Below are 12,630 nucleotides of genomic sequence, written 5' to 3'. Positions count from 1 at the left end.
GCAGGTTGTCCAACACCACCGTGCGCGCCACGCCGCCCAGCCGGCGGAAGGACTCCTCGTGCAACTGCGCCCACGCGCGACTCGAGGACTTCCAGCACAACAGTCGCACCGACTTGCGGCTGTAGCCCAACGTCATGACAAACATGCGCGTGCGCCGGTACTTCCCCGTCTCCGGGTGGCGCACCATGGGCCCCTCGCCATAGTCCACCTGGGCTTCCTCTCCCGGCGCCGTGTGGATGACTGCCTTGGCTTCAGGGCCCTGGCTGTCCCTCAACGCACGCACGAAGCGGCGCACGCTGATGTAGCTGCCCGTGTAGCCCTGCGTGTCGACGAGCTCCTCGTAGATGGCGCGCCCGTTGCGGCCCACCTCCAGCCGCTGCCGCACCAACTCGACGTAGGGCGCGACGATGCTCGCCGACATGTGCCGGACTCCGGCCCGGCCGCGCGGCATGGAGTCGGTGGTCCCCTCATTGGCCGGTTTTGCTCCGGCACCCTCGGCCTCCGGCTCGCTCGCCTCGGAGGTCCCCTCATTGGCCGGTTTTGACTTGCCCCATCGGCGCGGTGGCCGGATTCCCACGCCCGCGGCCCTCAGGTAGCCGCTGGCCGTCTCACGACGCACCCCCGTCGCGTCCTCGATGCGCCTCAGACTCCAACCCAACCGCCCCAGGGCGATGACCTGCTGCTGCTTCTCGTCGCTCAAGACGTTGCCCATCCCCCGGGCGGACTCCACGTCCTACCCGGGCGTCAACGTCTCGGCCCTCCCCATTGGCCGCTTTTCAGGGGACCTCCATTGGCCGGTTTTCGGTGACCACTGAGGCTACGCGACTGCGACGAGTGCAGGCGCAAGCACTGCTGGAAGCACCGCGCGTCGGAGGACTCCTCGCGCCCATCGGCACGGGCCACGGCAAGGAGCTGACAACCTTCCTCATGCCCATGGTGATGCCGGGATGCCGTGTGGCCGTCCTCTTCATCCCCGCCAACCTGCTGCCCCAGTTCCAGGTCGAATGGAGCTACTACGGCGCGCACTGGCGGCTTCCCAACCTCGCGGGCGGCCGTTGGTTCCGCGTGGGTCTGCCGGTGCTCCACGTCGTTTCGTACAACAAGCTCTCCAGTCAGGAAGCGACGAACCTCCTGGAGCGCATCTGCCCGGACCTCGTCATTCTTAACGAGGCGCACAACCTCAAGGACCCGAAGTCCACGCGCACGGGCCGATTCCTCCGCTACTTCGAGGAGCACCCAGGGACGCGCCTCGTGGCGATGTCCGGCACCTTCGCGTCCAAGAGCATCAAGGACTACGCGCACCTGTCGCGCCTGGCGCTCGGTGAGGGCTCCCCCTTGCCACTCACGCACCACGTCGTCGAGGAGTGGGGGACGGCCCTGGACCCGGGCAAGGTGGTGGCCCCTCCTGGCGCGCTGGAGCGGCTGTGCGAGCCGGGGGAGCACGTGCGCGAGGGCTTCCAGCGCCGCCGCAACTCGACGCGCGGCGTGGTGGCCACGGAAGAGAGCGCCCTGGACAAGCCGCTCATCATCCGCCCGCGCTACCCGGGGCCCGTACCCGCGCAGCTCCTCGCCTTCATCGAGCTGGCGCACGCGGGCGAGCGTCCGGACGGGGAGCAGTTCCAAGAGCAGCTCCAGTCCGTGGCATGCGCGCGTCAGCTGTCCGCCGGCTTCTTCCATCGCTGGCGCTACCCGAAAGGCGAGCCGCCGGAGCTGATTGAGAAGTGGTTCGCGCGACGCAAGGCGTGGAACAAGGAAGTCTGGGAGGAACTCAAGGGCGAGCGTCGCGAGCACCTAGACTCGCCGGGACTGCTCACCAAGGCAGCCATCCGCGCACATATGACGCCGCCCTATGAGGGCGACAAGCCCGTCTGGCATGCGGGAACGTGGGCGGAGTGGGCGGAGATTCATGCCTCCGTGCAACCCGAGCCCCAGGCCGTTTGGGTGTCGGACTTTCTCGTGAAGGACGCGGCGGAGTGGGCCCGCTCGCGGGTGGGAATCGTCTGGGTCGAGTACCCAGAGCTGGGGGAGCGCATCTCTAAGGCGGCGGGTGTGCCGTTCTACGGTGGAGGCAAGGCCGCGTCCGAGGCCATCATCCGGGACACAGGGACGCGCTCAGTCGTGGCGAGCATCAAGGCGCACGCGACGGGGAAGAACCTTCAGCAGTTTTCCCGAAACCTCGTGGTAACGCCTCCCTCGGACGGTGCCACATGGGAGCAGCTACTCGCGAGGACGCACCGCCCCGGACAGCAAGCCGCATGCGTCGAGGTGGACGTGTGCCTTCACACTCAAGATCTCCTCAAGTCCATGACAAGCGCCCACGAAAGGGCTCGCTTCATCCATCAAACTGAAGGGCAACCACAAAAGCTTCGGCTCGGAATCATAGAAGCGGCGCTGACGACGGTATCCCCATCTCTCGTCCCGACCGGGTCAATCAGGCCCCACCTGTGCACCCGATCCAAACTCCGTAGACTCCCTTGAACTATGACCGATAAAGATGGAGACAAGCGGACTCAGGACATCCTAGGAGTCGTTGTAGGTCAATCCGCCTCAAGCAAGAATCTCACCTACACAGCGCTTTCCGATTCCATTGCACAGAAGGACAAGACATCAACTCTCCTTGGCGCATCGAAAGCGCTTTGGCACATATGGAAGCATCCGACTCCTCCCTCTGGTCGCGAGGATGATTACGACATTTGTCGCGCATACCTAAGCAGAGTCGCATCGATTGCGGCCGGCCGGTGCACAACCATTGAGGGCGGCAGGGCAAGCGAACCAGAGCTCATAAATTTCGCTAGAGAATTCCTCGGCGTAACCGAAAGCATCACCGACCCTGCATTCTTCACCCACACAGAGATACCACGATTCACCAAGGCCCTTCAGAACCACGAAGATTTCAAGAACCACATCCCTCCTCCAGACGTAGTGCGCGGACACGCAGCACGACTCTCCTTCATTAGAACACTTCGCTCCCAATGGGATTTTCGTTCTGTTGATACAAAGGGCATATTTCGCACATGGTCCATAGCCAAACTCCTCGACAATAAATACAACGGCCAACTCTTCGAAAGACTTCGACGCGTTCTAAATATCGAACTCAGAGATCACCTGCGAGCGGGAATGGTTTTTCTTGCAGCAGGCGACAACACTGTTCCCGGGACAATCCTCGAAAAGTCACTCACCCTTGACTCAGAATTAGCAAAAAACCTAAACCTCGACACCGACGCCCTAATGCTTGTCGCAACCAAAATTTCACGAAACTGCCAGGATTTCTCGACTTGGCAGAGCGAGGTGATTTCAGACTACCCGGAACCATACCGGAAATATGTTCCCCATCCGCTCGTCGCACTTCCACTGATCCAACTCGACTCATCCTTCACGGGCTGGGACAAATCGAAATCTGGATTTCTCTGCCCGTCCCCAGCGCACCTGCTCTGGAGAATTCAATCGTCCTGCATCGATGCCATTAGCAATCTCGCACCCGAGTCAGGGCAAAACGTTCGCGCAGACTTGGGTGAATGCCTCTCCAGCTATATTCACAGCTTTCTCTCGGCGACCTGCGGCAAAGACAACGTCACAAGCCTAGATGAATTATACAAGGCAAATGACGACAAGAGGAAGCACGCCGACTTCATCGTCATGACAGGAGACACCGCCATAATCATTGAATCAAAAACATCACTAGGGAGCACGTCCGCCAAATCCGTGATCACTCCCGAAGATCTGGTCGAGGTGTGGTCGCGAATCCACTCCGCCTATCGCCAATGCGCACACACCATCAATAGCGACATATGGACAAAAACCCCAAGGCTCTCCAGGGCCAAGAAATTCATATCAGTTACCTGTTTCGATGAACTTTTCTGTCCGGATGGCGCAGCATTCAATGACTTCGCAGTCCGTTCCGGCATAGACAAGGCGCTCGGCCTTGGGGCAACTGAAGCCATTAGCCTTCAAGACCTTGAGGCCCTCATGGAAGGACTAGGGCCGGCCCAGCTCGCGCAGCTAATTCAAAAGAAATGGGACTCGGGTCAACACGGCATCATGCTCAATACTTTCATCGCCTCGGAAGAGCCGAGAATGTCTCCCCCTTCTCTGGCTCATCTTCAGCCCGCCTCGGAAGAGCTCTTCCCGGGATTTAACATGCTCAAACTGGTCACCCATGACTAACCACAGACCATTGCTCCATGCGATACCGTCCCACTAGCACGTTTCCAGAGCCACTCCCGGAAAGCGTCCCCATAAAGGAAGGTGAGGACGTCCTTTTGACGTCCCGCCACCTGACTGGGAACACGGGACATGAGCAACGCCGCACTTGCACGAATCGCCACCTCTCAGGCTGCCCTCGGCGCGCAGTACCTCAAGGCTGGCCGCTACCGCCTGGAGGTGCAGTCCATCCGCACGAAGGACGGCTTCAAGGGCCTGTCCGCCATCGCTGAAGTGAAAGTGGTGAGGTCAGAACGAACCCAGCCCAGCACCGAGCCCACGCGGCCCGGCCTCATCACCAGCTACGTGGAGAACCTCTCCGACGCGAAGAAGAACGGCGGCGGGCGCTTCAAGGCGTTCCTCATGGCCCTGGCCGGTGCCGAGGAGCACGAAGTCTCTCCGGACTTCATCGCCAAGTTCACCGAAGCGAAGCAGGCCGGAGCCTTCCTGCTGGTGGACTGCGACGTGTTCCCCAAGACGCTCCCGGAGAAGGACGGCAGGCCCGGCAAGGTCATTGAGGGCTACCGCTGGAGCAACGTGAGTCCCACGGACGCGGAGCTGGCCGCCATCGAGTCCAAGCGCGCCGCCGCGAAGCTCCCGCCGCTCGCTGACGCCCTGGGCTGACGCTCCCTCCACCTCTGGACTTCTTGGCGCTCTCCCCAGGGCGCCACGGCTGGCCCACGTCACGGGCCTTTCGGTGTTGTGCCTGTCCTCTTCAGCTTCGACACCGAGACGTACCCGATTCAACCCGGCCTCCTCGCGCCGCCGCTCGTCTGCGCCTCCATCGCCCTGGCCGCAGATGGAAGCGAGCAGCTCCTTTCCGCCGCCCAGGCCCGCGTCTGGTTCCGAGAGGCCATCCGCTCGCCGGACGTCGAACTGACGGGCGCCAATCTCCCGTACGACTTGGGCGTCATGTGCGCGGATGACCCGCGACTTGTGGACGCCGTCTTCGCCGCCGCCGAGGCAGGCCGCTTCCATGACGTGGCCATCCGCGAGGCCCTTCTGGACATCGCCCGGGGACTCCACGGCGTGGACCCGGAGACGGGCCGCCCGCTGGGGGACGACGAAGGCGCCCGCTATCCCCTGGCCCTCCTGGTGCGGCGCCACCTCGGCCTCGACATCAGCGCCGACAAGCACGCCCCCGACGCATGGCGCCTGCGCTACGGAGAGCTGGACGGTGTGCCGCTGGAGCAGTGGCCCGAGGGCGCCGTGAAGTACCCGCTACGCGACGCGCGCTTCACGCTGGACGTCCACCTGTCCCAAGAGCGCGCCGCGTCCGGCATCCCCAACGGCGGCAACCTCCACGCCGAAGGGGACCAGGTCCGCGCCGCCCTTGCTCTCCACTTCGCCTCCATCTGGGGACTTCGCACCCATGCCGGACGCGTCGAGCAGCTGCGCCACCGCGTCGAGCAAGAGTGGAGGGCCAACCGCGCCCACTTCCAGGCCGTCGGCATCTTCCGCGCCAACGGCACCAAGGACTCCAAGCGCCTCGCGCAGCTCGTCACCGGCTCCTACAACGGCGCGCCGCCCGTCACACCGCCCTCCCCCCGCTTCCCCGAGGGACAGGTCGCCACGGACCGCGACACGCTTCTGGACTCGGGCGACACGGTGCTGGAGGAGCTGGGCAAGGCCGGCAAGGTGGACAAGTACCGCTCCACCTACCTGGGCAAGCTGGAGGCCGGCACCTCTACGCCCCTCAACCCGCGTTTCAACGTGCTGGTGTCCACGACGCGCGTCTCCAGCGACTACCAGCAGCTTCCTCAGCGCGGGGGCGTGCGCGAGTGCCACGAGGCCCGCCCTGGCTTCGTCTTCTGCTCCGTGGACTACGGCGGCTTGGAGCTGCGCACCATGGCCCAGCGTGCCATCTGGGACGTGGGCTACTCGCGCATGGCAGACGCGCTGTTGGCCAGGGAGGACGTCCACACCTCGGCGGCGGCCACCTTCCTGGGGGAGAGCTACGACGCCCTCCTGCCGCGCGTGAAGGCCAAGGAGCCCACGGCCACGTCTTTCCGCTCCCTCGCCAAAATCTTCAACTTCGGCAAGGGCGGGGGCCTTGGGGCTGGCGGCATGGCGTACCACGCACGCGCCAAGGACGGCGTCCGGTTCTGCCTGCTGGCGAAGGTGACGGACACATGTGGCGTGGAGCGCGTCCCCGTGCGCGTCCAGGGAAAGGTGAAGATGGTCTGTGCCGCGTGCGTCGACGTGTCGCGCTGCTACGGCGACAGGTGGCTCGACGCGTGGCCCGAGCAACGCGTCCTCTTCGGCCGCGCCAGCGCTCTCACGCGCAACGGCCAGTTCGTGGACGTCATGATTCCAGGCGCCGACATCCTCCGGGGAGGGTGCAGCTACACGCAGTGGCTCAACACGCCCTTCCAGGGCCTCGGTGCCGTGGGCGCCAAGCTGGCGACCTGGCGCGTGTCCCGGGAGATGTACGCGGACCGTCGCTCTCCTCTTTGGGGCTCGCGCCTCGTCCTCATGGTGCATGACGAGCTGGTGGCGGAGCTGCGCGCAGACTGTCCCAACCGCCTTCACGATGCCGCCGAGCGCATGGCGGAACTCATGCGACAGGCCATGCGTGAGGTGACGCCGGATCTCGCGGGCGCCATCGAAGCCGAGCCCGCCCTCTCACGCGTGCTCTCGAAGGACGCGGCCACGGTGAGGGACGACAAGGGGCGTCTACTGGTGTGGGAGCCGGACGCGAAGAAGGCCGCGTGAACCAGTCGCGGAAAGTGTCCCCATTGAAGAAGGAGTGACCACCGAACCTTCTTCCGGAAATCTCTCCGAGCATCGTGCAGCGAAGCTCGTTTCCATTGACCCCGGCCTTCGACACTGCGGCGTCGCAGTGTTCGACCTGTTGAGTGGCGAGCGCGCGACGCTCCAGGCAGCTGGCCTCCCGAGAAACCCTAGGCCCCCGGGTGGAGAGCTGTCGTTGGTCTCGTGGGACTTCATGGCCTTCTCTGTCCGTGAGTGGCTCCGGCCATATCTGGGCGATGCCCCCTACCGTCTCATCATCGAGTTGCCCCGCGTCTACGCCGCCGCACAGCAGAAGGGGGACCAGAACGACCTTATCCAGCTAGCGGGTGTCGTCGGCATGCTCGGTGGCTGCCTGCCGGGCGTCATCGGTCGTCGTGGTGTTTACCCGCGCGACTGGAAGGGAACCGTCGACGCAGATGCGTTCATCGAGCGCATCAAACAGCGTCTCGACGCCGTCGAGCATCTGCGCGTCGAGCTGCCCTCCGCAGCCTCCCTCCACCACAACGTCTGGGACGCCATCGGCATCGGGCTTCACGCCCTCGGTCGCCTCGCGCCCCGCCGCGTCTTCCCGAGGTAGTCATGTCCGAGCCCATCTCTAACAGCCCGGAAATGCTCCCCGCCTTCCTCACCGTGGACGAGGCCGCCGCTTTGCTGCGCGTGAACCGGAAGACGCTCTACGAGGCCATCCGGCTCGGGCAAGTGCCGGGAGTCTCCCGCATCGGGAAAGCCCTCCGCATCCGCCGCGACGCGCTGGTAGGCTCGCCCATGGGTCAAGGCGGTCCTGCGCTCAAGGAGAAGCCGACATGAGCGTGAGACTCAGGAAGTACAACGACAAGAACGGAAAGCCTCAACAGTTGTGGTTCGTGGACATCAAGTTCAAGCACGCTGGCGGGAAGGTTGAGCGCGTCCGCAAGGACAGCCCGCTCAATACCCGTCGTGGTGCCGAGCAGTATGAACGCGACGTCCGCGCAGCCCTCCTGATGGGCACTTTCGGGAAGGAGAAGGAGTCCGTAGCAACTGAGGAAACAAAGAAGGTGCCGACCGTGATGGATTTCACGTCGCGATACCTCACGTACTCGGACAACAACAACAAGCCCTCCAGCGTCGACGCCAAACAACGGATTCTCAAACACCACATCCTCCCGTTCTTCGGGGAGATGCCTCTGGATTCCATCGGCCCGGCAGTCATCGAAGACTTCAAGGCCCTGATGCGGAAGAAGAAATCCGCCGCGCGAGGAAGGAAGAAGGCCCCAACCCCGGCAGCGATCCGAAAGCGCAAGGGTGCGGTGCCCAAGCCTCTGAGTTTGAAGACCATCAACAACGTGCTCGCGGTGTTGGGCAAGCTCCTGGCTGTCGCGCAAGAGCAGCAGGTCATCCAACAGGCGCCGCGCGTGAAGCTCTTTGGGAAGGTTCCCAAGCCGAAGTTCGACTTCCTCTCCTACGAGGAAGCCGAGCGCCTCATCGCCGCGTCTGAACCCGAGTGGCGTCCCATGCTGCTCGTGGCCATCAAGACGGGGCTACGGCAGGGCGAACTCCTCGGGCTTCAGTGGAATGACCTGGACCTGCAACGGGGCAAGGTTCATGTCCAGAGGACCATCTGGCGTGGAGTGGAGGGGCTTCCAAAGGGTGGACGTGAGCGAATGGTGGACCTCCCCGCTTCAGCCGTCGAAGCACTCAAGGGACACCGGCACCTGCGAGGCGCCTACGTCTTCTGCCAGGAGGACGGCATGCCCTTCACGGACGGCATGCTGAAGCATCCGCTCACCCGCGCGTTGAAGGCGGCGAGCATCGTCCGGGAGGTGGGCCTCATCGGTTGGCACGACCTGCGCCACACCTACGGCAGTCACCTCGCCATGAGAGGCGTGCCACTGAAGGTCATCCAGGAGCTGATGGGGCACGCGACCATCGAAATGACGAACCGCTATGCCCACCTCAGTCCGGAGGTGAAGCGGGACGCGGTCCAACTCCTCGACACGCCGTTGCTGGCGTGGGGCAATACAGGGGCAATGGCCGTGGGGTGACAAAGAAAAAGGCCCGTAACCCCTGAGGATTACGAGCCATTTCCAGTGGAGGCGGAGGGAATCGAACCCTCGTCCGAAAGCCTTCGGTCCTTCGACCCTACGTGCGTAGTCCGCGATTTGCTACGTCCTCAAGACTCCCACGGACGGGATTCCTGAAGCCGGTCCTGGAAAGGTCTCGCCACCTCGGGCCCAGGCACCCTTGGCAGCCAGCCCGCATTATGACGGTCGATCCCAACCCCACGGGCCGAGAGCTGGGGGACCGCGCACTAACAGCTGTTTTTAGGCAGCCAGCGCGAGCTCAACGTTGTCGTTGGCTTTTGTGTCTTTGCCGGGTTGGATTTACGAGCTACCTGACAAGCTCGGCACGCGTCTCGAACTTCTATGCCCCCGTCGAAACCGGGTCGCCCCCGGGGTGTTGACTGACTGCTTGCTGCCTTGCGGCCACCGCTTCGACCGCGTCTTCCTCACATTAACCGCTGACGGCCGCGCGTCAATCCTCCTGAGCGTCCACCACCGCACCTTCTCGCACGAAGGCGGACACTCGGTCTGGAAGTCGCTTCCCCTCCAGCTTCACCGTCGTAGGGTCGCCTCCCCGCTCGGACAGCCCTCGCGCTCCCCAGCGGCCACGAGGACACCGAATGAGACGACTGCTTCCCCTCCTCCTGCTCGCCCTGGGCACCGCGCTCCCCGCGCTGGCGCAGAAGAGCGCCGCCACCCAGTCCTTCCCCTACACGCTCCAGACGGACAAGCTCCCCAACGGCCTCACCGTCGTGCGGGTGCCCTACCCGTCCCAGGGAATCATCGCGTACGTCACCGTGGTGCGCGTCGGCTCGCGCAACGAAGTGGAGGCTGGCAAGACGGGCTTCGCCCACTTCTTCGAGCACATGATGTTCAAGGGGACGAAGCGTCACCCCGAAGGCGAGCGCGAGCGCATCCTCGGCACGTTCGGCTTCGACGACAACGCCTTCACCACCGACGACATCACCCTCTACTACTCGTACGGGCCCACGGCGGGCCTGCCCCAGCTCATCGACATCGAGGCGGACCGCTTCCGCAACCTCGAGTACTCCGAGCCGTCCTTCCGCACCGAGGCGCTCGCGGTGCTCGGCGAGTACCACAAGAACGCCGCGGCCCCGTACCTCAAGATGGAGGAGACGCTCAACGCCGCGGCCTTCACGAAGCACACGTACCGCCACACCACGCTCGGCTTCTACGACGACATCAAGGCCATGCCGGAGGCCTACCAGTACAGCCGCGACTTCTTCGAGCGCTGGTACACCCCCGACAACGCCATGCTCTTCATCGTCGGCGACTTCGATGACGCGCAGGTGATGAAGCTGGTGCGCGAGCACTACGGTCCGTGGAACCGCAAGACGTCCACCATCACCGTCCCCACCGAGCCTCCGCAGACGCAGCCGCGCACCGCCCACGTCGACTGGCCCCAGCCCACCCAGCCGCGCCAGGTGCTCGCGTGGCACACGCCCGCCGCGTCCGCCAACACCGCTGACTCCGCCCTGCAGACGGTGCTCGTGGCCTACCTCGTCGGCCCCACCAGCCCCGCCTACAAGCAGCTCGTCCTGGAGAAGCAGCTCGTCGAGGCCATCGGCAGCGACTACTCCGAGCACCGCGACCCGCACCTCTTCACCCTCACCGCCACCCTCAAGGACGAGAAGGACCGCGAGCGCGTGCGGCTGGCCCTGCTCAAGGAGGTCAGCAACCTGGCCGCCGGCAAGGTGGACGCCGCCCGCGTCAAGGCCATCCAGGACAACGCGCGCTATGGCGCCCTGATGGCCCTCCAGACGCCGCGCGAGGTCGGCATCCAGTTGGGCTGGTACGCCGGCATCCTCGGCACGCCGGATGGACTCCAGCGACAGCTCGCCAACCTGGCCAAGGTGACGCCCGCGCAGCTCTCCGACTTCACCAAGCGCTACCTCAAGGCCACCAACCTCACCCAGCTCAGCCTCACCCCCAAGGTCGACGCCGCCGGAGGGACGAAGTGATGAACGCCAAGGCCCTGCTGTCCCTCTCCGCCCTGCTGTCCCTCTCCGGCTGCGCGTCCACGCAGAAGCCCGCGCCCGAGACGACGCCTCCTCCCACGACGGAGACGCAAGCCACGCCTGCCGCCGCCGAGAAGACGACCGCGGCGCCGAAGGAGGTGCCCGCCGTCCCCTTGAAGCAGCCCAAGCCGCTGGAGCTGGTGGTCCTCGCCCGTCCGGACACGCCCATCGTCACCTTCCGGCTCGTCTTCCACACGGGCTCCATCGATGACCCCCAGGGCAAGGAAGGGCTCACCGCGCTCACCGCCTCGCTGATGGCCGAGGGCGGCACGCAGAAGCTCACCTCCGCACAGCTGCTGGAGGCGCTCTTCCCCATGGCCGCCGAGCTGGAGGTCGCCACGGACAAGGAGTTCACCACCTTCGCCGGCCGCGTCCACAAGGACTTCCTGCCGCGCTACCTGGACCTCTTCACCGACGTGCTGCTCGCGCCCCGCCTTGACACGTCCGAGCTGGAGCGCCTGCGCGCCAACGCCGTCAGCGACGTGGAGAACGGCCTGCGCAGCGCCAACGACGAGGGGCTCGGCAAGGTCGCCCTCGACGCGCTCATCTACAGCGGCCATCCCTACGCGCACTACACCGGCGGCACCGTGCAGGGCCTCAAGTCCATCACCCTGGACGACGTGAAGGCCCACGCCCAGCGCGTCTTCACGCAGGACCGGCTCGTGGTCGGCCTGGCCGGCGCGGTGGACGATGCGCTCAAGCAGTCGCTGCTCTCGCGCCTGGGCACCCTGCCCGCCACCGGCGCGCCTCGCGTGTCGCTGCCCACGCTGCCCACGACTTCGGGCCGCGCCGTCATCATCCAGAAGCAGACGCTCTCCACCGCCGTCAGCATGGGCTACGTCAACCCGGTGCGCCGAGGCGACGCGGACTTCTTCCCGCTGGCCTTCGCGCTCACGCACCTGGGCGAGCACCGTCAGTCCATCGGCCTGCTCTTCAACGAGCTGCGCGAGAAGCGCGGCCTCAACTACGGCGACTACGCCTACGCCGAGCACTTCATCGAGGACCCGGGCACCACGTACAACCGCACCAACATCGCGCGCACCCAGCAGGACCTCACCCTGTGGATTCGCCCGGTGGAGCCCGGCAACGCGATGTTCGCCACGCGCGGCGCGGTGTACTTCCTGGACCAGCTCGTCAAGGAGCCCATCCCCCAGGAGCGCTTCGACTTGATGCGCGGCTTCCTCCAGGGCTACTCGCGCCTCTGGGAGCAGACGGACCCACGCCGGCTCGGCTACGCCATCGACTCGCTCTTCTACGGCACGCCTGACTTCCTGGAGCAGTACCGCCAGGCGCTCACGAAGATGACGCCCCAGTCCGTGCAGGAGGTGCTGCGCCGCCGCCTCCACCCCACGGGCCTCAACTTCGCCTTCGTCACGCAGGACGCGGAAGGCCTCGCCAACGCCCTGCGCTCCGGCCAGCCCTCCCCCATCACCTACGCGTCCGACAAGTCCCAGGAGCTGCTGGACCTGGACAAGGTCATCGTCCCCTACAAGCTCCCCGTGAGCCCGGACGCCATCACCGTCATTCCCGCGCAGTCCTTCATGGAGAAGTAGCGCAGGGCTGTATTTTGGCCCGAGGGGTGGGTCATTTGTTTCCGC

9 protein-coding genes, 1 other RNA gene and 1 pseudogene are annotated in these 12,630 nt (G+C 64.9%); 9 read left to right on the top strand and 2 right to left on the bottom strand.

Annotation, left to right across the window (positions count from 1 at the left end; all coding sequences use genetic code 11):
- Nucleotides 1-712: pseudogene (locus LZ199_RS32940) on the bottom strand (IS21-like element ISGau7 family transposase); the annotation flags it as partial.
- A 122-nt stretch (nucleotides 713-834) separates the two neighbouring features.
- On the opposite strand from LZ199_RS32940, the gene LZ199_RS32935 reads away from it, so the two are divergent.
- The 7 genes from LZ199_RS32935 (at nucleotide 835) to LZ199_RS32905 (ending at nucleotide 8,975) form a co-directional block, all read left to right on the top strand.
- The gene (locus LZ199_RS32935; protein WP_253997703.1) at nucleotides 835-2,478 is read left to right on the top strand and encodes a DEAD/DEAH box helicase family protein; all 1,644 of its coding nucleotides are present in this window, start codon (nucleotides 835-837) and stop codon (nucleotides 2,476-2,478) included.
- 3 nt (nucleotides 2,479-2,481) lie between these two features.
- A complete protein-coding gene (locus tag LZ199_RS32930; RefSeq protein WP_253997702.1) occupies nucleotides 2,482-4,164 on the top strand; it encodes a hypothetical protein in 1,683 nt (560 codons plus the stop codon).
- Nucleotides 4,165-4,293: 129 nt separating this feature from the next.
- Nucleotides 4,294-4,824: a hypothetical protein gene (locus LZ199_RS32925; protein ID WP_253997701.1), complete on the top strand. Its 531-nt coding sequence runs from the start codon at nucleotides 4,294-4,296 to the stop codon at nucleotides 4,822-4,824.
- Nucleotides 4,825-4,902: 78 nt separating this feature from the next.
- Nucleotides 4,903-6,915, top strand: a complete 2,013-nt coding sequence (locus LZ199_RS32920) for a DNA polymerase family A protein (RefSeq protein ID WP_253997700.1) — start codon at nucleotides 4,903-4,905, stop codon at nucleotides 6,913-6,915.
- Between the two features lie 34 nt (nucleotides 6,916-6,949).
- Nucleotides 6,950-7,531 (top strand): hypothetical protein, encoded by a 582-nt coding sequence (locus tag LZ199_RS32915; protein WP_253997699.1) that lies wholly within the window; start codon nucleotides 6,950-6,952, stop codon nucleotides 7,529-7,531.
- 2 nt (nucleotides 7,532-7,533) lie between these two features.
- Complete coding sequence (locus tag LZ199_RS32910) at nucleotides 7,534-7,761, top strand: helix-turn-helix domain-containing protein (protein ID WP_253997698.1); 228 nt, start codon at nucleotides 7,534-7,536, stop codon at nucleotides 7,759-7,761.
- Complete coding sequence (locus LZ199_RS32905; RefSeq protein WP_253997697.1) at nucleotides 7,758-8,975, top strand: tyrosine-type recombinase/integrase; 1,218 nt, start codon at nucleotides 7,758-7,760, stop codon at nucleotides 8,973-8,975. The genes LZ199_RS32910 and LZ199_RS32905 overlap by 4 nt, the downstream gene beginning before the upstream one ends.
- A 43-nt stretch (nucleotides 8,976-9,018) precedes the next feature.
- On the opposite strand, the gene ssrA is transcribed toward LZ199_RS32905, so the two are convergent.
- Nucleotides 9,019-9,384, bottom strand: a transfer-messenger RNA (tmRNA) gene (ssrA, locus tag LZ199_RS32900).
- A 229-nt stretch (nucleotides 9,385-9,613) separates the two neighbouring features.
- On the opposite strand from ssrA, the gene LZ199_RS32895 reads away from it, so the two are divergent.
- Both LZ199_RS32895 and LZ199_RS32890 read left to right on the top strand, forming a co-directional pair.
- Nucleotides 9,614-10,975, top strand: coding sequence for a M16 family metallopeptidase (locus LZ199_RS32895; RefSeq protein ID WP_253997696.1), 1,362 nt, complete (start codon nucleotides 9,614-9,616; stop codon nucleotides 10,973-10,975).
- On the top strand, nucleotides 10,975-12,585 hold the full coding sequence (locus LZ199_RS32890) for a M16 family metallopeptidase (RefSeq protein ID WP_253997695.1): 1,611 nt from the start codon (nucleotides 10,975-10,977) through the stop codon (nucleotides 12,583-12,585). The genes LZ199_RS32895 and LZ199_RS32890 overlap by 1 nt, the downstream gene beginning before the upstream one ends.
- Nucleotides 12,586-12,630: the final 45 nt, after the last annotated feature.

This window comes from Myxococcus qinghaiensis (assembly GCF_024198215.1).
GTDB classification, from domain to species: Bacteria; Myxococcota; Myxococcia; order Myxococcales; family Myxococcaceae; genus Myxococcus; species Myxococcus qinghaiensis.
Note: the sequence above shows the minus strand (reverse complement) of the source record. Positions and strands in the feature narration are given on the sequence as shown.